General features: G+C 54.2%; 17 protein-coding genes, 1 tRNA gene and 1 other RNA gene. 2 read left to right on the plus strand and 17 right to left on the minus strand.

The window, feature by feature from the left end:
* Positions 1 to 28: 28 nt before the first annotated feature.
* Together HMPREF3192_RS01525 and mfd are read right to left on the minus strand one after the other, a co-directional pair.
* Entirely contained in the window at positions 29 to 1189 is a 1161-nt protein-coding gene (locus HMPREF3192_RS01525) for a MazG nucleotide pyrophosphohydrolase domain-containing protein (RefSeq protein ID WP_066304754.1), read from the minus strand.
* Positions 1176 to 4619 carry a transcription-repair coupling factor gene (gene mfd, locus HMPREF3192_RS01530; RefSeq protein WP_066304820.1) on the minus strand — a complete coding sequence of 1148 codons (3444 nt, stop codon included), beginning with the start codon at positions 4617 to 4619 and terminating at the stop codon, positions 1176 to 1178. Before mfd ends, HMPREF3192_RS01525 begins: the two co-directional genes overlap by 14 nt.
* 172 nt (positions 4620 to 4791) lie before the next feature.
* Here mfd and nth point away from each other — a divergent pair, with 172 nt between their 5' ends.
* Entirely contained in the window at positions 4792 to 5577 is a 786-nt protein-coding gene (gene nth, locus HMPREF3192_RS01535; protein WP_082715540.1) for an endonuclease III, read from the plus strand.
* A 41-nt stretch (positions 5578 to 5618) separates the two neighbouring features.
* Here the strand turns inward: nth and HMPREF3192_RS01540 are convergent, their stop codons facing one another.
* The 10 genes from HMPREF3192_RS01540 to pflB form a co-directional block, all read right to left on the minus strand.
* Positions 5619 to 6542 (minus strand): HhH-GPD family protein, encoded by a 924-nt coding sequence (locus HMPREF3192_RS01540; RefSeq protein WP_066304755.1) that lies wholly within the window; start codon positions 6540 to 6542, stop codon positions 5619 to 5621.
* Positions 6535 to 7107: an RrF2 family transcriptional regulator gene (locus tag HMPREF3192_RS01545; protein ID WP_082715541.1), complete on the minus strand. Its 573-nt coding sequence runs from the start codon at positions 7105 to 7107 to the stop codon at positions 6535 to 6537. The genes HMPREF3192_RS01540 and HMPREF3192_RS01545 overlap by 8 nt, the downstream gene beginning before the upstream one ends.
* 119 nt (positions 7108 to 7226) lie before the next feature.
* A tRNA-Asp gene (locus HMPREF3192_RS01550) sits at positions 7227 to 7303 on the minus strand.
* A gap of 120 nt (positions 7304 to 7423) precedes the next feature.
* The gene (locus tag HMPREF3192_RS01555; RefSeq protein WP_066304757.1) at positions 7424 to 8338 is read right to left on the minus strand and encodes a hypothetical protein; all 915 of its coding nucleotides are present in this window, start codon (positions 8336 to 8338) and stop codon (positions 7424 to 7426) included.
* Positions 8339 to 8455: 117 nt separating this feature from the next.
* Positions 8456 to 9064, minus strand: a complete 609-nt coding sequence (gene recR, locus HMPREF3192_RS01560; protein ID WP_082715542.1) for a recombination mediator RecR — start codon at positions 9062 to 9064, stop codon at positions 8456 to 8458.
* Positions 9065 to 9066: 2 nt separating this feature from the next.
* Positions 9067 to 9375, minus strand: coding sequence for a YbaB/EbfC family nucleoid-associated protein (locus tag HMPREF3192_RS01565; protein ID WP_066304824.1), 309 nt, complete (start codon positions 9373 to 9375; stop codon positions 9067 to 9069).
* A 261-nt stretch (positions 9376 to 9636) separates the two neighbouring features.
* Positions 9637 to 11886, minus strand: coding sequence for a DNA polymerase III subunit gamma/tau (dnaX, locus tag HMPREF3192_RS01570; protein WP_066304760.1), 2250 nt, complete (start codon positions 11884 to 11886; stop codon positions 9637 to 9639).
* Positions 11887 to 11922: 36 nt separating this feature from the next.
* A complete protein-coding gene (gene pflA, locus HMPREF3192_RS01575) occupies positions 11923 to 12780 on the minus strand; it encodes a pyruvate formate-lyase-activating protein (RefSeq protein WP_066304825.1) in 858 nt (285 codons plus the stop codon).
* Positions 12781 to 12890: 110 nt separating this feature from the next.
* Positions 12891 to 13142: an autonomous glycyl radical cofactor GrcA3 gene (grcA3, locus tag HMPREF3192_RS01580; RefSeq protein WP_066304761.1), complete on the minus strand. Its 252-nt coding sequence runs from the start codon at positions 13140 to 13142 to the stop codon at positions 12891 to 12893.
* 139 nt (positions 13143 to 13281) lie between these two features.
* The gene (pflB, locus tag HMPREF3192_RS01585) at positions 13282 to 15408 is read right to left on the minus strand and encodes a formate C-acetyltransferase (protein ID WP_066304762.1); all 2127 of its coding nucleotides are present in this window, start codon (positions 15406 to 15408) and stop codon (positions 13282 to 13284) included.
* Positions 15409 to 15710: 302 nt separating this feature from the next.
* Between pflB and HMPREF3192_RS01590 the strand changes: the two genes are divergently transcribed.
* Positions 15711 to 15935, plus strand: a complete 225-nt coding sequence (locus HMPREF3192_RS01590; protein ID WP_156422822.1) for a hypothetical protein — start codon at positions 15711 to 15713, stop codon at positions 15933 to 15935.
* Between the two features lie 87 nt (positions 15936 to 16022).
* Here the strand turns inward: HMPREF3192_RS01590 and HMPREF3192_RS01595 are convergent, their stop codons facing one another.
* The 5 genes from HMPREF3192_RS01595 to HMPREF3192_RS06975 all read right to left on the minus strand — a co-directional run bounded on the left by HMPREF3192_RS01595 (position 16023) and on the right by HMPREF3192_RS06975 (position 18197).
* Positions 16023 to 16688 (minus strand): DedA family protein, encoded by a 666-nt coding sequence (locus HMPREF3192_RS01595; protein ID WP_407921946.1) that lies wholly within the window; start codon positions 16686 to 16688, stop codon positions 16023 to 16025.
* A 108-nt stretch (positions 16689 to 16796) separates the two neighbouring features.
* Positions 16797 to 16892, minus strand: an RNA gene (ffs, locus tag HMPREF3192_RS01600) — signal recognition particle sRNA small type.
* A gap of 245 nt (positions 16893 to 17137) precedes the next feature.
* Positions 17138 to 17359: a hypothetical protein gene (locus HMPREF3192_RS01605; RefSeq protein ID WP_066304767.1), complete on the minus strand. Its 222-nt coding sequence runs from the start codon at positions 17357 to 17359 to the stop codon at positions 17138 to 17140.
* Entirely contained in the window at positions 17359 to 17637 is a 279-nt protein-coding gene (locus tag HMPREF3192_RS01610; RefSeq protein WP_066304769.1) for a hypothetical protein, read from the minus strand. Before HMPREF3192_RS01610 ends, HMPREF3192_RS01605 begins: the two co-directional genes overlap by 1 nt.
* The gene (locus HMPREF3192_RS06975) at positions 17628 to 18197 is read right to left on the minus strand and encodes a hypothetical protein (protein WP_066304771.1); all 570 of its coding nucleotides are present in this window, start codon (positions 18195 to 18197) and stop codon (positions 17628 to 17630) included. The genes HMPREF3192_RS01610 and HMPREF3192_RS06975 overlap by 10 nt, the downstream gene beginning before the upstream one ends.
* Positions 18198 to 18231 lie beyond the last annotated feature (34 nt).

Genomic DNA, 18231 nt, shown 5'->3' on the forward strand with positions numbered 1-18231 from the left:
TTCGATGTGGCATGCGGGTGCGTACATATTAGCGTGTATCTTCTGCTTTCCCTATTATAGCCTTAGATTCGCACCACCATTGTTTGCAAGATTCGCCAGCGGTGGCGGATATGGAAGAGCTGGCGGGTGCGTCGGGCACGTCATGCTCGTTGACCTTGGCTTTCCATGCCTTGTGTTCAACGTATGCCCAACGCTGCATAAGCTTGGTGGTATACGCTCGCAGCGCCGTCTCGGCATCTATCCCCTGCTGTTGAGCTTGCTGCGTCAACAAAAACAACAGCTCGCCAAGAGACTCTGGATTTAGCGGTGTGCCGAGCGAAACTGTAGTGTACTCACCCGCCGGAGCGTTTGACCCCGCGACGATTTGCTCGGAGCACAACTCCTCCATCAAAAGTCCAGCTTTACGCAGGCGTTTTCCCACTTTTTGCGCCTGCATAAGTGCGGGAAACGTCTTAGGGATGCTGGCGAGAAGACCTTCGGGCTTGGGCGCGACGGCTCGAACCGTGGCTTGATTCGCGCCTTGCTCCGCAGCTTGGATTGAACGCTCGCGCTCTTCATCTTTGACCTTCTCCCAGAGCGCAAGAACATCATCGATACTGTGCGCATGCTGGTCGGCAAAAATGTGGGGGTGACGTCGCACGAGTTTCTCGTTAAGCTGCTCGCAAATATCATCGATGGTAAACTCATCGGTATCAGAGGCGATTTGTGCATGTATCACTACCTGCATGAGTACGTCGCCGAGCTCCTCTTGCAGATGCTCAATGGCATCAGTTGACGCGCTGCGGTCTGCTTCTGCGCTGGCATCCGTCACACTGGGGATCGATGCATCAAGCTCACTCAGCGCATCGAAGGCCTCGTAAGCTTCTTCGATCATATTTTTTGCAATCGATTGGTGAGTTTGCTCTTTGTCCCAGGGACATCCGTCGCTCTGGCGCAAGCGCCAAATGGTCCGAACCAGGCGGTCAAACGATGCATGGGCACCAGGGGCACCTGCGCGCTTTTGCGTTTGCTCGTCGGCATACTGTACGAGCTCGCGGGTATCGCCAGCCTTCTCGCTAGCAGCATCGCCAGCCTTCTCGGCGGCAGTACCGCTGGTCTTCTCGGCAGGCGTCTCGCACTGCTGATCGCGTGTCTCGCACTGCTGATCGGGCAGCTCGCTCAGCTCACGCACCTCATTATTCTTCATCATCGCCACCTATTTCCTCAAGCAACCCTAGGGCCGCGGGAACAATATCTTCGTCCGCCCGATGCAATGGATACGTCAGCTTTTTTGACTTCACAAACACGCGCGCCCCGCGCTTTTGCAACGCGGCGGCTGTTACACGTGAAACCTCGAGCCCCAGATACACGAGGCGACCCTCACTCAACGAGATCGCCGTCGCGCCCAAGCGCTGCGCGCGAATGCGAAGACGCGCACGATCAAAGAGGTTGCGCCCCGCTTCCAAAAGCTCGCCATAACGCTGCTCGGTTGCGGCTTCCAGCTCATTAATCTGCTGCAGACTCGTGAAGGACGCGAGCTGCCTATACAATACGACGCGCTTATCGACATCGGGAATGTAATCCGCGTCAAGGTAAAAATCAGCGGGTAGATTGATGCTTACCTCGGTCGGCGCCAGCAAGGGCTGCTCGCCGTGCGCCTCGCTTACGGCCTCGCTCAGCATCTGCGTAAACAGATCGAAGCCAACACTCGACAAATTGCCGTGCTGCTCGGCGCCCATCAGCGAACCAGCGCCGCGAATCTCTAGGTCACGCATGGCAATGCGCATGCCACTTCCCAGCTCCTGATACTCGTTAATGGCCGTCAAACGGTCGATCGCCTCGGGTGTGAGCACCGACGCCGCTGGGAACATAAAGTACGCGTACGCCTGAATGCGCCCGCGACCCACGCGCCCCTTGAGCTGGTACAGCTGCGCCAAACCCAGACGCTGCGAGTCCTCAATAATCAGCGTGTTGGTGTGGGGGTTATCGATACCGCTTTCGATAATCGTCGTGGCGATAAGAACGTCGATTTCGTGCGCCTCAAAGCGCATCATCACATCTTCCGTCTCGCGCGCGCTCATCTTGCCGTGGGCCACACCGATGCGCGCCTCGGGTGCTGCTTGCATAACGCGTTCGACTGCCTCGTCGATGGTGTTGACGCGGTTGGACACGTAGTAGACCTGCCCCTTGCGCGCCAGCTCAGCGCGAATCGCCGATGAAACCGTATCCAAATTGTACTCACTGACCTGCACTTTTACGGGAATTCGCCCTGGCGGAGGCGTCAAAATCAGTGACATATCGCGCACGCCACTCATCGCCATTTGCATCGTTCGCGGAATGGGCGTCGCCGAAAGCGTGAGCACGTCAACCTGTTCGCGCATGTTTTTGAGCTGCTCTTTGTGTTGCACGCCAAAGCGCTGCTCTTCGTCGATGATGATAAGCCCTAGGTCGCGCGGATTCACATCGCTGGAAAGCAGACGATGCGTACCCACGAGCACCTTGACCTCGCCCGAGGCAAAGCCCTCAAGTGCACGGCGCTGCTTGGCGGGCGTTACAAAACGCGAAAGCACACGAACGTCCACGTCAAAAGGCACAAAGCGATTAAAGAAGGTCTGAAAATGCTGCTCGGCCAAAATGGTGGTCGGGCACAAAATCATGACCTGTCGCCCATCCGTCACCGTCTTAAATGCCGCACGCAGCGCCACCTCGGTTTTGCCAAAGCCAACGTCACCGCACAGCAAACGATCCGTGGGGCGAGTTGATTCCATGTCGGCCTTGATATCCAGAAGCGCACGCGTTTGGTCGGCCGTCAGCTCGTAGGGGAAGCTCGCTTCCATCTCGTGCTGGGCAGGTGTGTCGGGTGCGCAGGCGTGTCCTGCAACCGAAGCGCGTCTCGTATACAGATCCACCAGGTCAAAGGCCAATTTTTTGGCACTCTTGCGGGCCTTGCTCGTCGCGAGAGACCAGTCCGCCGTATTCAGACGTGTCAGGCGCGGGCTCGCCCCATCGGGACCAACATAGCGAGAAAGGCGATTGACCTGCTCAAGCGGCACGAAGAGTTTATCGTCATGCGCATATTCCAGCAAAAAATAATCGCGCATTCGCCCCGCGACCTCTTGACGCACAATGTCCTTAAACAGCGCGATGCCGTGCGTGGCGTGCACCACGTAATCGCCCGGCTTAAACGGGAAGGTCACGGTGGTGGGATCGATTTGTTTGTGCGTCGCATGTTTGGCCATACGCTGCGTTAAATCAGCTACCGAGAAGACCGCGAGCTTTGCCTCAGGAAACACGCTTCCCGCAGGAAGCGGCAGGTCAACAAAGGTGACAACGCCGCGCTGCAGGGGTTTTTCGTCGGAGGCACCACTCGAACCCAGCGCGCCACCTGAAGCACCGCTCGCACGTCGCTCACAAAACAGAATGTGCTCGTCGTTAAACGAAAGCTCCAGCGACTCGCGAGCCGAGCGCTCGGGAACAGCAAACACGACCTGCATGTTATTCTCGACACACTGTCGAACACGATTGATGAGCTTGGCGTGACTTCCCGCAACGGCGGGCTGGCGAGCCTCGAGCTTTTGCACAGAGTTGTCTTGCGTGCGCAGGATGGACGATAAGGATAGGCGCTGCTGCATGCCAAAATCCATCTGACGCGCGTCACTAAACAGCCCCTTGGTCGAGGCGCGAGCCGCAGACGCCGCAGCTAGAAGTTCGTCTTCTTTGCGCTGGCAATCATCAAACAGGGCGCGCGGTTCCGAAAGAATAACGAGCGTCTCCTGGCTCATGTGCTCAAAAACGCTCGCCGAGCCGCCATACAACTCGGGCAGGTACTTATCCAGATGCGGAGCGCTTGAACGAGCCTCAATAAGCTCTAGATCCGCAGCTATTTGACTATCTTCCTGCGCGTCGTTGTACAGGGCATGCCGTGCGCGGGTGATGGTCTTATCGGTAAGGGCAATTTCGCGACAGGCGGCAACCGTTACCGAATCGACATCGGCAATCGTTTGCCTGGTCGAGGCCACCATTTTGCGGATGCGGTCGATTTGATCGCCAAAAAATTCGATGCGGACGGGTGAGGTGTGCTGCGCGGGAAACACGTCCACCGCGTCCCCACGAATGTGAAACGTGCCTGGGGTTGCCACGTCTTGATCATCGGCATAACCCAGGCCAACAAGCAACTCGCCCATTTCTTCGAAGGGAACCTCGTCGCCCACGTCGAAGCGCGATGGCGCCCACCAATCCACCCCCACGGGCGGCACGCGACGCATGAGTGCATGGGCACTTGCGACCACTACGCAGGGTTTTGCCTGCGCAAGCAACCACAGAGCTTCAGCGCGCGCTCCCACAACGGCGCTGTCAATGGGAGTATCTGACCAGGGAAAATCTGTGCACGCAGGAAAATGGCGTACGTTTTCTACCCCGAGCCAGCTGCTCAGGGCACGCGTGGCACGCTGTGCGGTTTCCTCGCCAGGGACAATAAAAAGCATGGGACGGGGGTCGTGCGCCCACACCGATGCCACCACCAGCGGGCGCGCCGACTGCACGACAGCGAGCGTCGCATCGTTTTGTGCCGCAAGCTGGCGCATGGTTTGCGCCATCGCGGGTGCTTGCAAAAGGCTTTGAGCAATAGTTTGTATCAGCACACGATCTCCGAACACGATCTTGGGGCGCGACTTGGGACGCAACATCCCGAGCGCGGTTAGTCCCACTTGGTCTGCAAACACGATCTCCCGAGAAGTTCACTCTACCGACTACAATTATAAAGCGAGGGAATAGTATTACTATACGGTACGAGCGGCAAAAGAGGGTGGCGCTTTGACACAAGAATCAAAAAAGGCAAAACGCGAGCGTGTGCTTGCCATATGCCAGCGCATGAACCAGCGCTACCCCGCCGCCGAATGCGCGCTGCACTACACCGACCCCTTTACCCTGGTCATCGCGGTGCTTTTATCGGCACAAACGACCGATAAGGCCGTCAACTTGGTGACCCCCACTTTGTTTGAGCGCTGGCCAACACCCGCGGACATGGCCGCAGCGCCCGTCGCAGAAGTCGCCGAGATTATCCACCGACTGGGATTTTACAAAACCAAGTCCCGCCACGTCGTCGAATGCGCGCAAAAAATCGTTGCGGATTTTGACGGCAGCGTCCCCCGCACGATGGATGAGCTCACAACCCTGCCAGGCGTGGGCCGAAAAACGGCCAATATCGTGCTCAATAATGCGTTTGGTATCGTCGAGGGCATTGCGGTCGATACCCACGTGTTTCGCATTGCCACGCGCTTGGGTCTTACCCGCGCCGCGACACCCGCGGCTGCCGAGAAGGACCTGCTCGAGATCATCCCCCATGAATTGTGGGGTCCCGTCAATCATCAGTGGGTGTTATTCGGTCGAGAAATTTGCGACGCACGCAAGCCGCACTGCGACGAGTGCCCTTTGCTTGATTTGTGTCCTAGTGCATTTAAGGTCAGCGGCAATCCTAAACCTCATCGGTCGAGAAAATCGACGGGGTCCGCAGCGTCCACAGCGAGAAAATCATCCGCGTCGAGAAAATCGTCGAAACGAGCAGCGTCGACGAAGTCCGCGCCAAAATCGCAAGTCTAAGCGCGCGCAACTTAAGCGCGCACAACTTAAACGCGCACAACTTAAGCTTGCCAACCTGCGGCCGTTTTGTGGCAAAATCCCTCTTTTTGAAGCTCAGATAAAATCTGTGAGAACTCGCCCTTCTCGACATCGGGGCGACCCGCTTTGTGCTCATGCTCATTGAGCAACAACGCAAGACTTAGCTCGTCAAGCGCCTGTTTATCGCGACGTACCTGCAACAAAATACGCACCAACGCTGCTCGTTTTTGACGATGAGAGCCCTCAAACTGCGATTGCTTCGCGTGCGTCGCCGAACGCCTCGAGGGGTTCGGCAGCGTCTTCTTCAGGTAGGCGCCGTAGTCCAAAAGCGCATAATACCAACTCCGCGGATCGTCGGCGGGGTTTGACGCATCCGCAGGACAGGTCTTCTCGACAAGGGCAATCAGTTGCGCGTCGCTTACCTTGTGCTGCTCGGGAAAAAATTCGTGCAAAAAGACGGTACGGACGTTGGTCTCCACGTATATGCTCGGTAAATTAAAGGCAAACGCGCGAATGCCCGCCGCAGTTGCCGCTCCAATACCTGGCAAACTCACCAGATCTGCGATCTCTCGTGGGAAGTGGCTATCGAGAAACTCGGCGGACTCGAAGGCATGCTCGACGCTGCGCTCGGAATCGCTGTGTGCGCGATCCATCAGTTGCTGTGCCGCTCGATGAAGCGAAAGTGCGCGGCGGTTATAGCCGAGTCCCTGCCACTCATCCAATACATCGGCAGAATCGGCCGCGGCAAGTGTTGGCACGTTGGGAAAGCGCTGCATCCAGTGCTGCCAACGGCCATCCACACGTGAAACTTGCGTTTGCTGCAGCATGACTTCGCTTATCCAGATGGCATAGGGATCGCGCGTGTTTCGCCAGGGTAGGTCTCGATACAGGAGTTTTCCCTGTTCAAGGACACGTTTTCGGAATGCTGCGAGTTTCTCGCTATTCATTGCTCGCGGCCTCGTCGGTCTTCTCGGCAGCGCGCGCTTTTTCGAGCTCGCGCTTCTCGAATGCCGCCTCGACATTGCGCTCCATGCCGCGGATGCCGCGCACACTCGCAAAGGCATCGGCGTTCCAATACCCTTCAGGCAGACTCGGCGCCTTTGTGGCAAAAACGGCCTCGTACAGGGTGATGGAATCCAAATAATCGCGCAGCATACGAGAAGCGCCGCACCAGATGGAATAAAACGAACAATGCAGGTGACGCGGACAGGGCGTACCGTCTGGTCCGTTCCAACCGCAATCCGAAATAGCAACGGGACCCTGGCAGGCCTCGACCACCGTCAAAAGCGAGGTCGTCTTGGGATCAATGGTCAGCTTCATGCCGCCCTGAGCGCCGCGGGTACTCGTAATAATTCCCGCGAGTGTCAAGTCATGCTGAATGGAGCGCGCAAATGAGTAGGGTACATCATTCTTTTTTGCGGCAGTTCTTACCGAGAGTACATTGTTGTTGTCGTGACGCATGAGCTCCGCCAAAATGCGCAGGGCATAATCTGTTTTACGAGATATATCCATGCTGCCTCCTTTTGGCGAAATGTGCGGTCGCACACACAAACGTGCGGTCGAACACGCACAAATGTGCAGGTCACAAGCTAATAAAAAAGGCTCTTAAACAAGAGCCTTTAGAATGCAAATGGCGGGATGTAAGGGACTTGAACCCTCGACCTCCGACGTGACAGGCCGGCGCTCTAACCAGCTGAGCTAACACCCCATGCTTTGACGCGTAGTAGATTATATCTACAGAAGCTTAGATATGTCTAGTGCTTTTGACAAAAAGTTTGGAAAATTATTTTGCGCACATGTTTGTTCACAACTTCCCCGCAAACTCCACTTACTGCGAAAGCGGAATTTTCTTAGTTTGGTTATCGGCGTCGGTCAGCACCAAGGACTTCTCTTTAAGCTCCACCTTTTTGATCGTTCCGCGACCTGCGACAGGCTTGCCGTCGCTACCCACTAGCTGCGTGGCAACCGAGCCGTCGCCCATGGTCCACGCCATAATATCCCAAGTGCCGTCAGGCAAGTTTTCTGGGATGATCAGCGCGCCGTCATACAGCACAAAGCCCGCGGGCGTTCCAGGAAGTTTTGCCAGCTCAAGGGCTTCAGACGAACCCTTGGTCGACTGCGCTAACGAGTAGGTCCCGTCGGAATTCTTTTTGAGGAAGTACGAGCGACCATCATACGAAATGCTATTCTCGGCCTTCGTTTGCGTGCGCTCAACGCGGGTCGAACCACCCGTTTGTAGCGCAGGCTTATTGAGGAGATGCATAATAAAGAATCCCGCAATGACAGCGATCAGCAGTACAGCAGCGCTGATAATGGCAATCTGCCTTTTGGACATCACAACGCGCGTTTCGCGCGAGGTCATGTTTTTTTGCGCTGAGCGCTTCAGGCGCATGGACGACTTTTGGCCGTGTCGATTGGCGCGTGCGGCTGCAACGCTTTGCGACGCGTTCGAACGATCCGAGATAAACGCACCTTCTCCGCCACCTAAGGTCTTAAACGACGAGGTGTCATCCAAAGGCGCTGGCCTAGGAGCGTCGTCTGAGGTGCTTGCGGGTCCTACCGAGAAGTTCGTCGAAGCAGGCACGCTGCCTGGATAAGCAGGCACACCAGCAGGCACGCGAGGGCTCGAAGGCTCTCCACCCATAGCAGCAGGTGCAGCATTCTTGTCGATATTCTCTTTAAAATGACTTCCCCTGCGTCTTGGCGCACGCCTTGGTGCGTTTTTTTCATCTGAAGAAAACATGAGTGCCCTTCCAGCTACTTCCAGCTTCAAATCTTACAGTTACTTCCAACCGCAATCCAGCTACAACTTCCAGCCACGTAGAACCACAGATGAGCTATACGCTATACAAAGCAAATATTATACTTCACGGCGAGCCTCAATGGCGCGTCCTAGAGTAAGCTCGTCGGCATATTCCAAATCTCCACCGATGGGCAAACCGCTTGCTAGCCGAGAAACCCGAACGCCCAGCGTCTTCATCGTGCGAGCCAAATAGCTGGCCGTCGTTTCGCCCTCGACATCGGGATTGGTTGCAAGAATCACTTCTTGCACGACATCGTCCGACAGACGCGAAAGCAGCTCATGAACATGCAGCTGATCAGGCCCGATCTTATCCATAGGCGAAATGACGCCGCCCAACACGTGATACAACCCGTGATATGTTCCTGTACGCTCGATGGCCGAAACGTCACGCGGCTCCGACACCACGCAAATCGTGCTCTTATCGCGACGAATATCCTCGCAAATATCGCAGTGCTCGCGCGTCGCATAGCTAAAGCACACGGGGCAAAAATGGATCTGGCGCTTGGCGTCGAGAAGCACGGTCGCAAGACGCCTCACCTCTTCGGTATCCGTCTCTAAAATATGATATGCAATGCGCTGCGCCGACTTTGGTCCAATGCCTGGCAGGCGCCCCAGCTCATCGAGCAAACGCTGCAGCGTATGCCCTTGTGAAGCAATATCATCCACGCCTACATCAATCCCGGAATATTAAGACCGCCCGTCACGGCACTCATCTGCTGACTCGCAAGATCCTGCGCAGAATTCAGCGCATCGTTAACGGCAGCTAAAATCATGTCTTGCAGCAAATCGGTGTCCTCGGGATTAACCGCCTCGGGGTCAATCTGAATGGACGTGATGCGCATGCCACCAGTCGCAGTCACCTTGACCATGCCGCCGCCCGCCGAAGACGAGACTTCCATGTCGCGGAGTTTCTCTTCCGTCTGCGCGAGCTGCTCCTGCATCTTGCGAGCCTGCTTCATCATTTGTGCCATATTCATGCCCATGGTAAAACCTTCCTTACCGTTTTTTGTCAGTTATCACGCGCCACGCGGGCGCGCTTAATCTTTCGGCGCGCGCAACACTTCGTCCGTGCCGAGCGCAATCTTCATGCGATCGAATCACATGTTAGTGTACAAAATCGCAACAGCCAACGTGCCCACAAAACCTTAGGCCCACGCAGATAGCACTCCAGCGGTGCAAAACACCCGTCTGCTGCACAACAGTCGTCTTCTGCGGAGGCTGCCCTTTGCACTGCTTTACTATGCCTGTTCACCTGCGGTTTCGCTTGTGCCCGCGCTTGCTGCTGATTGCTCGTCTGTATCAGCCATCTCATCATCATCGCTGGCCTGTTCGGGAGCTGTGCTCGTAAGCTTTACGCCAGGGCCAAAGACCTCTTCGAGCATGCTGAGAAGATCCTCGGGAACTTCACTTCTTACCGATGCTGCCGAGAAGGCCGATTCAGCAGAAACATTTCCTTTGGTGCTGCGCGTTGTACGCTTTTTCTTAACGGAAGCCTTTTGTGGTGCTTGTGGCACTCGCGCAGGTTCTGACTGCAACTGGGATGCGGGGTGTGAGGTTGGTGCGGCCACAGACATGGGAGCTGCTTCCGGCTCAGGCACTGGTTCCAGCTCAGGCGTTGATGCAGGAGCAGAAACCACATCTGGCTGCGAAGCCACAACTGGTTCTGGAGTCACGTTTACTTGCGGAGTTACTTCTAAGACGGGAGTTGATGGCACTGGAGCTACTGCCACCGCAGGCTGTGGAGTTGGAGCTGCATTAGCTTGTGGTGCCACTTGCGCCTGGGGAGCCTTGTTATCTTTTGAAATCTCCGTATATTCAAGACGGCGTTCCCCAACAATATCTCTTACAACTGTGCGTATTTGAGTCATGATCTCGGGTCGAGCAAGCATATTCATAGCAAAACGAGATCCTACAGGAAGACCAATATGCAGGGTTTCTCCATCATCAGATAAAAGCTGCGCATGCATAAGCAGAGAACTTCTTGCTGCTTGAGATTGACGCAAAGCATCCATGATGGTTTGCCAGGTTTGGCTTAATTTTTCTGAGGGCGCTGCAGGCGCTGGTATAGATACTGCAGGCGCAGGTACATGCATTGGAGCTTCCGTTGGAGCTGGAACTGTAGGCCTAGCCGCAAGAGCTGGGACGGAGCCCGCCTTTGGTGCCGTCGCTGCAGGCGCCTCCATAGTCGTAACCGCAGACGTTACAGGCGCTTCCATAGTCGTAACCGCAGACGTTACAGGCGCGGACTCCGTGGTCGCAGACGCCACCGTAACCCCCGCAGCAAGTTTTTGCTCCAGCTGCGTCACGCGCTCAGCCAAGGCTTCAAGCGTAAGGTCCGTCTCGGGGCGCGACAAACGGGTAAACGTGGTTTCAAGCACGAGGCGCGGGTAAGTTGACGTACGCATTTGTGCCATTGCGCTGCCTAGCTCATCCAAAATGCGTGCAATGCGATCACTGGTAGCAGCACTGGCACTCGCGCTCTGGTCGCCACCGCTGTCGCCGCCTCCACAACCGTTGATCTTCTCGAAAGCAGCAACTTCCTCCGAAAGCTTTGCCAACTCATCCTGCGTCAAGGGTACAAATTCACTCGGATTGGCGCCAAGCGCGCAAATATACAAATCGCGCATGTGCGCCGCAAGATCCTTGGTAAATTGCGTGATGTCGCAGCCATCTTCCACCGCCTGTGCTATGAAAGAAAAGAGTTTCACTACGTCACGCTGTGCCAACGCGAGCGTTGCCTGCGAAAGTTGCGTGGACGCCGTAGCGCCAAGCATATCTTGGGCATTCTCGGCAGAAATACTTCCTGCACCAAAGACCGAAAGCTGCTCGAGCATCGAAACAGCATCGCGCAAGCCACCGTGGGCATACTGCGCCACCAGCTCAAGGGCCTGCTGAGTGTAGCTAAAATGCTCAGCATCGCAAATCTGAGCGAGGCGCTTGACGATGTCCTCGGCCGCGATGGAGCGAAAATCAAAACGCTGGACGCGCGACAAAACCGTCGCAAGAATTTTTTGTGGATCGGTTGTACACAAAATAAAAATAACGTGCGCAGGTGGCTCTTCGAGGGTCTTGAGCAGGGCATTAAAGGCCTGCGTAGTGAGCATGTGAACTTCATCGATGATGTATACCTTGTAGCGGCCCTTAATGGGGGCATAGCTCACGTTGTTAATAATTTCGTCGCGAATGGCGTCAACACCCGTGCGCGATGCAGCGTCGAGCTCATACACATCGGGGTGATTGCCTGCAGCAACAAGCTGACACTCCTTGCACGCGCCATCAGGAAGGCCCTCGTGCGGGGTCGAGCAGAGCAACGCTTTTGCTAAAATGCGGGCGAGGGTGGTTTTACCCGTACCGCGCGGGCCACAAAAAAGATAGGCATGTCCCACATGATGATCGCGGACAGCCTGCGTCAGGGTAGTAACAACGTGATGTTGGCCAACAACATCATCAAATGTTTGCGGACGATACTTGGTATATAACGATTCCATACGCCTATTCCTTCAAGCTTGCATAAGATGTCCTCATTATACCCGCTTGTCGGTGGCCTCGCCTTGTGACGTCTGCGCTGCTTGCTGTTGCTTGCGCTGAGCTCTAACGCGAGCGCGCTCTTTTAAAATGATGCGACGCAGCTCAGGCGCGCGCTTGGGATCCATCGCAGGAACGCCTTCCAAGCGATTGGGCAAACCCATGCTCAGATACTTTGCCAAACCCATTGTGTGATACGGCAACACATCCAAGCCGACGACATTATCCCACGCCGCAATAATGCGCCCAATGCCTTTCAGCTCTTCTTCCTGATCGGTAATACCTGGCACCGAAACGTGGCGAATAAGCACAGGAATACCACGGCGCGCCAGCTCATCGCCAAAGGCCAGAGGATCCTCTTGAGGCTGCAAACATAAGTCGTAATGCCCTTTTGGATCGGAATGCTTAATATCTAACAGCACCAGATCGCAATTATCGAGTAAACGAGCAATGCTCGCCTGACGAGAAGGGCTCCCTTTCCCAAAGGTAATCCCCGAGCTATCAAGACAGGTGTGAATACACCCTTTTGGGTCGTTATGCGCCGCCCAAAACAAATCCGCGACAAAATCAGCCTGCATCAGTGGCTCACCACCACTGACAGTAATGCCGCCCGACGCATAAAAGGGACGGTTGCGGTTGAACTTCTTTATAAGCTCCCCCACCGTCACCTGGGTTCCAGCATTATACGCCCAGGTATCGGGATTATGACAGTATGCACAACGCATAGGACAGCCCTGTGTAAAGACCACCATACGGCAGCCAGGACCATCTACCGTGCCAAATGACTCGATAGAATGGACCCGCCCACGATGTGTGAGCGGGTCTGCTACTTGTGCTGCGCCTGGTTTCTCAGACATCATTCACAAATTCTTTCTTACAAGATTACGAGATCTTTTTTACACTCACAAAATCTTTCGCGTAAGCTTGTACGCGCATGCTTGCAAGCTACAAGATTACGAGATCTGCTCTACATGCCTTCGTGGAAGGTACGGGAGATAACGTCGTCCTGCTGCTTCTTGGTCAGCGAGTTAAACTTCACGGCATAACCCGAAACACGGATGGTGAGCTGTGGGTACTTCTCGGGGTGAGCCTGAGCGTCAAGCAGGGTGTCCTTGGTAAAGACGTTGACGTTGAGGTGATGTCCGCCCTCGGCAGCATAACCGTCGAGCATATTCACGAGATTATCTACCTGCGTGGGGGCAATTTCGGATGTCTTCATGGTTAATCCCTTCTAGAACACACTACGTACTTTTACTACTACGTGCTTTTACACTGTGCACTTTTGTACTTACGTGCTTTTATTACTGCGCACGGCGCGGCGCCTAGCGAGCGCCGCAACCGCGCCATGCGCCTTATTGCTAATCGCGATCAGAAAGCCCCTCAGGTGCAGAGGCGTTTGATTCACAGGCCGAGCAGACGTGATTCTCGATACTAATGTCGAGGTCGGCGTCGCCAAAGTCGAGCTCAGTACCGTCAAACATCACATCATTATTTTTACCCAATGCGTTCGGAACAATACTGAAGGTATTAGAAATACCATCTTGTGCGTCGCTAAACGGCAGCTTGGCAACCGACGCCAGTGAGGCCACGGCACCATGCGTGTCACGACGGTGCATGGGGTTGGCGCCAGGTGCAAAAGGCTCACCAGCGCGACGGCCGTCAGGGGTGTTACCTGTGGCGTTGCCGTATACAACGTTGGAGGTAATGGTCAAAATCGAGGTGGTTGCCACCGAGTCACGATAAGTCTTGTGCTGGCGGATAATACCCATGAACTTCTCGACAATATCGTGGGCAATGATGTCAACGCGGTCGTCGTCGTTACCGTACTTAGGGAAGTCACCCTCGGTCTTGAAGTCAACAACCAGGCCCGTCTCGTCGCGAATGACCTTGACCTTGGCATATTTAATAGCAGACAGCGAGTCGGCTACGACCGAAAGGCCTGCAATACCCGTGGCGAACCAACGGTGAACATGCTCGTCGTGCAGGGCCATCTGGATGCGCTCGTAGCTGTACTTATCGTGCATGTAGTGAATAACATTCAACGCGTTGACGTAGACACCTGCCAACCACTGCATCATGTCGTTGTACTTGTCCATGACGTCATCATAGTCAAGGTAGTCGCCCTCGACGGGACGGAACTTCGGGCCGATTTGCTCGCCGGTCTTCTCGTCACGACCACCGTTGATGGCGTAGAGCAGACACTTTGCGAGGTTGGCACGAGCGCCGAAGAACTGCATCTCTTTGCCGATGCGCATGGAGCTGACGCAACACGCGATGGCGTAATCGTCGCCATGATACACGCGCATGAGGTCGTCATTCTCGTACTGAATGGAGCTCGTCGCGATGGAAATCTTGGCGCAGTAACGCTTAAAGCCCTCGGGCAAACGCGTCGACCAAAGCACCGTCAGGTTTGGCTCGGGACTGGTACCCATATTCTCAAGCGTGCGCAAAAAGCGGAAGCTCGTCTTGCAGACCATGGAGCGACCGTCCACACCAATGCCGCCGATAGACTCGGTAACCCACTGGGGGTCGCCCGAGAAGAGCTCATTGTACTCGGGGGTGCGTGCGAACTTAATCATACGCAGCTTCATGACCAGGTGGTCGACAATCTCTTGTACGTCACTTTCGGTGAGAAGACCGGCGGCGAGGTCACGCTCAGCGTAAATGTCCAAGAAGTTGGAGTTGCGGCCAATGGACATAGCAGCGCCATTTTGCTCCTTGACGGCAGCAAGGTAGGCCATGTACAGCCACTGCACTGCCTCTTGGAAGTTTTCGGCGGGACGACTCAGATCAAGGCCGTAAATCTCGCCGAGCTGTTTGAGCTCCTGCAGCGAGCGAATTTGCTCGGAGAGCTCCTCGCGATGACGAATGGTCTTCTCGTCCATCGTCTGCGAGGTGCCGTTCTTTTGCTTTTTCTTGTCCTCGATCAGGCGATCGACGCCGTACAAGGGCACGCGGCGGTAGTCGCCAATAATGCGACCGCGGCCATAGGCATCGGGCAGGCCCGTAATGATGTGACTGTGACGGCACGCGCGCATCTCGGGCGTGTAAGCATCAAAAACACCTGCATTGTGCGTCTTGCGATAGTTAGTGTAAAAATCAATGACCCCGGGGTCTACCTCGTAGCCATTGGTTTTACACGCAGCCACGGCCATGCGAATGCCGCCGTTGACCATAAGCGCGCGCTTGAGAGGTTTGTCGGTTTGCAAGCCGATGATCTTCTCGAGCGGCTTGTCGATAAACCCGGCGCCGTGGCTGGTGATGGTCGAGACGACACTGGTATCCATGTCGAGAACACCATTGTGCTGTCGCTCTTGCTCGAACAAGTCCATCACTTCGTCCCACAGTGTGGTCGTTGCCTCGGTGGGACCTGCGAGGAACGATTCATCTCCGTCATAGGGAGTGTAATTGAGTTGAATAAAGTTGCGGACATTGACTTCGTTTTGCCATTTACCGCCAGTAAAACCGTGCCATGCGTCTTGCATTACGTCACTCTCCTTTAAAGGGTATCGCTCGGTATCTTAAGGATATCCGAGTTGCCTTGTATGTATACAGGAGAATCGTATTATTTTGGGTAAATGTTACTAAATTAGTAGGATATGACTATCAAAGCATGGTCATTTTTGCGCGGCACATAAGGCGCGGCTGGTTTTTTTGTAGCGACAGCACCGAGAGCAACTGGTTTTACACGCACCGTTTACGGATGCCGCCACCTTTTTTTGTAGCACACAGTGAGGCGGCTAGACAGTAAAATGTGTAAAAAACAGAGATTGGAAAAGTAATGGTAATGAATGCCGATAAGAACAACACAATGGACAACAACACGGCCACCAAAATGAACGCCGATATGTGCAGCGACATAACTACCGAGAATTTCATGAAGAAGCACGGCATTTCTGACGCTGATCTTGAGCGGATGGCAGCTCCTTATGAAGAAGGGGAGGGGGTTGATCTTGATCCAGAAGGCGTGGTATATGTCGGATCGCATCTTGAGACCGTAGAAAAACAGTAGTGCAGCAAAACCAATTCTGGCTGAAGCTAATCTTGGCTGATACCAGCTCGGGCTGAGGCCAATCTCGCAGCCAGCCCCTAACTAAGTCTACTCCTGTGAAACCTTCTTTTTATTGAGGTACGAACGAAGGATTCCCACAGCCGTCGGCACCAACGAGACCAACACAATGCCAATGATCAAAAACTCAAAATGTTGCTGCACAAAGGGAATGCCTCCGAAGAAGTATCCTAGCAAAATGAAGATCGTTGACCAGGTAATACCACCCAAAATGTTGTAGATCACAAAGCTGCGCCAGTGCATACCACCCATGCCTGCAATAAAGGGCACAAAGGTGCGGATAAAGGGGAAGAAACGTCCCAAAAAGATGGCGAGATGCCCCCACTTTTCCAAAAATGCTTCGCTCTTTTGAATGTGCTCGGGCGTCATCGCTTTGACTTTGCCCGACTCAACAATTTTGCGTCCAAAAAAGTGACCAATCATAAAGTTGCATTGGTCACCTACAATGGCAGCAATCCACACCAGCGCCAGCAACACGATGATGTTAAACCCACCATCAGCTGCAAAAAACCCTGCTGCAAAGAGCAGTGAGTCGCCTGGCAAAAAGGGAAAGAATACAACCGCTGTCTCGATAAAGACAATGAGAAAGACGAAGCCATATGCAAATAACGGACCTGCTGCAATAGCGCCTGCAATAGCAGAGCGAGGATCTTTGAGCAGGTGGATTATGTACTCTACAAAATTCAAGGTAAACATCCTTTGCGTGTTTAAAGTGCATGCTAGTAGCCAGCCATGCCTATGCACGCTGACGTGTGCCAGCTCACGCAAAAGCCCCTAGCACATACACTCGCATATACATAAGTGCACCCAGTGGGAACGGACGCCCGCCAGAGGCTCCTTATGGCTGCTGCCTCCCGGCCCTGACCAGGTTCGGAACATGTCGTCGCCCGCACCCACTGGGTGCACTTGCCTTAGTAGTATATGTGCTTCGTCGTAAGAACGCGGCGAGGCGCTTAAAAAATTCCGTATTTTATAAAAACTCCTATAAAGGCGTACAGGATGACCACATTACCAAAGGATCATCACGCTTGACAGGTACGTCATCACAAAGAAGAGGGTCGATTGCTCGACCCTCTTCCCTATTCACATAAGGCGTCATGTAACTACCCCATGTTGCATTCAAGTATTGTTTGCTCAAGTGTTGTTTACTCAGCGCGCTTGGTGCACTTGGTTATCCGTGCTGCCAGTGTGGCAACAATACCAGTGAGGCCAAAATCGAATCCAGCAACAGAAGTAACATCTGCAGTCCTTGGAAGCGTCTTTGGCGCAACCTTGGGGACTACTGGCTTGATTGGCGTCGTTTGACCAGGCTTTTCTGGAACAGACGGCGTCTGAGAACCAGGCTGCTCAGGTACAGGAGTCTTCACTACAGACAGCTTTTTGTTATAGGAGCAGGCAGCAGCTTGTCGGTAGTCGTTACGGTAATGGGGCCTACAACATCTTTGTCAGGAGTGAGGAAGATGCTACCCGTCTTGTCGTTGAACTCCGCAGGGATGTCCTTACCATTTTTGTCTTTGGCAGTAACCTTCGTGTCGGAATTCTTATTTGCAACGATAATACCAGTGTCTTGTTTGCCTTCGCCAGGAACAATCTCTTTGGGCGTGCCCGAGAAGGTCGGCTGAGCAGGGACAGGAGCTACAGGCACAAAGTTTGCTTGTGCTTGCAAGTCAGCAGAAACCGTGCAGGTCTTCGGGTCAATAGCTGCGCCGTCTGCCTTGTTGGTCCAACCAGATGCTGTGTGCTTAGCGTCTGCGGTAGCGGCCACAAGATCGGTGACAGCAGATAACTTGTGCCTTTCTTTACCCAGAACGAAAGTCCTTGTCCTGCTGTTTTGTTTTCGAGCTTACCGTTTTTGCCAGCAGAAAGTACGACAGATACGTGCTTGTCAGAAGGCTTGTTAGGAGAGTCTTTCTTGTCGACGATGGTCTCATCTGCCCAGTTCACGAAGATTGCATTAGCGGCAAGTGCTTCCGTAATAACCAGGTCATCGGAAATCTTTGCTCCCGTGGCGTTGTTCGCCCAATTTTTGAGCACATATTTTTCGTTTGGAGTGACTTTCACTTTTGCCGCAACCTCAGAAAACTTAATATTTTTATCCTTGCGGACCCAGTACTCAGTCGTTGGGCTTGCAGCATCCTTGCTGGTTACTGTTCCGTTTGCATCTTTTGCACGAAGGGTGACAAGAACGTGCTTGGTGCTAATCATATTGGAAATGTTGATTGAATCTGTTCTTAACGAG

Source organism: Atopobium deltae (assembly GCF_001552785.1).
Taxonomy (GTDB): Bacteria; Actinomycetota; Coriobacteriia; order Coriobacteriales; family Atopobiaceae; genus Atopobium; species Atopobium deltae.

Excerpts from the sequence above, each read along its gene's own strand:
- HMPREF3192_RS01590 (WP_156422822.1), top strand. The coding sequence starts at position 15,711 with ATGAATGCCGATAAGAACAACACAATGGACAACAACACGGCCACCAAA.
- dnaX (WP_066304760.1), bottom strand. The coding sequence starts at position 11,886 with ATGGAATCGTTATATACCAAGTATCGTCCGCAAACATTTGATGATGTT.
- HMPREF3192_RS01595 (WP_407921946.1), bottom strand. The coding sequence starts at position 16,688 with ATGTTTACCTTGAATTTTGTAGAGTACATAATCCACCTGCTCAAAGAT.
- grcA3 (WP_066304761.1), bottom strand. The coding sequence starts at position 13,142 with ATGAAGACATCCGAAATTGCCCCCACGCAGGTAGATAATCTCGTGAAT.
- HMPREF3192_RS01545 (WP_082715541.1), bottom strand. The coding sequence starts at position 7,107 with ATGGATATATCTCGTAAAACAGATTATGCCCTGCGCATTTTGGCGGAG.
- HMPREF3192_RS01540 (WP_066304755.1), bottom strand. The coding sequence starts at position 6,542 with ATGAATAGCGAGAAACTCGCAGCATTCCGAAAACGTGTCCTTGAACAG.
- HMPREF3192_RS01565 (WP_066304824.1), bottom strand. The coding sequence starts at position 9,375 with ATGAATATGGCACAAATGATGAAGCAGGCTCGCAAGATGCAGGAGCAG.
- pflA (WP_066304825.1), bottom strand. The coding sequence starts at position 12,780 with ATGTCTGAGAAACCAGGCGCAGCACAAGTAGCAGACCCGCTCACACAT.
- HMPREF3192_RS01555 (WP_066304757.1), bottom strand. The coding sequence starts at position 8,338 with ATGTTTTCTTCAGATGAAAAAAACGCACCAAGGCGTGCGCCAAGACGC.
- HMPREF3192_RS06975 (WP_066304771.1), bottom strand. The coding sequence starts at position 18,197 with ATGATTAGCACCAAGCACGTTCTTGTCACCCTTCGTGCAAAAGATGCA.
- HMPREF3192_RS01525 (WP_066304754.1), bottom strand. The coding sequence starts at position 1,189 with ATGATGAAGAATAATGAGGTGCGTGAGCTGAGCGAGCTGCCCGATCAG.
- pflB (WP_066304762.1), bottom strand. The coding sequence starts at position 15,408 with ATGCAAGACGCATGGCACGGTTTTACTGGCGGTAAATGGCAAAACGAA.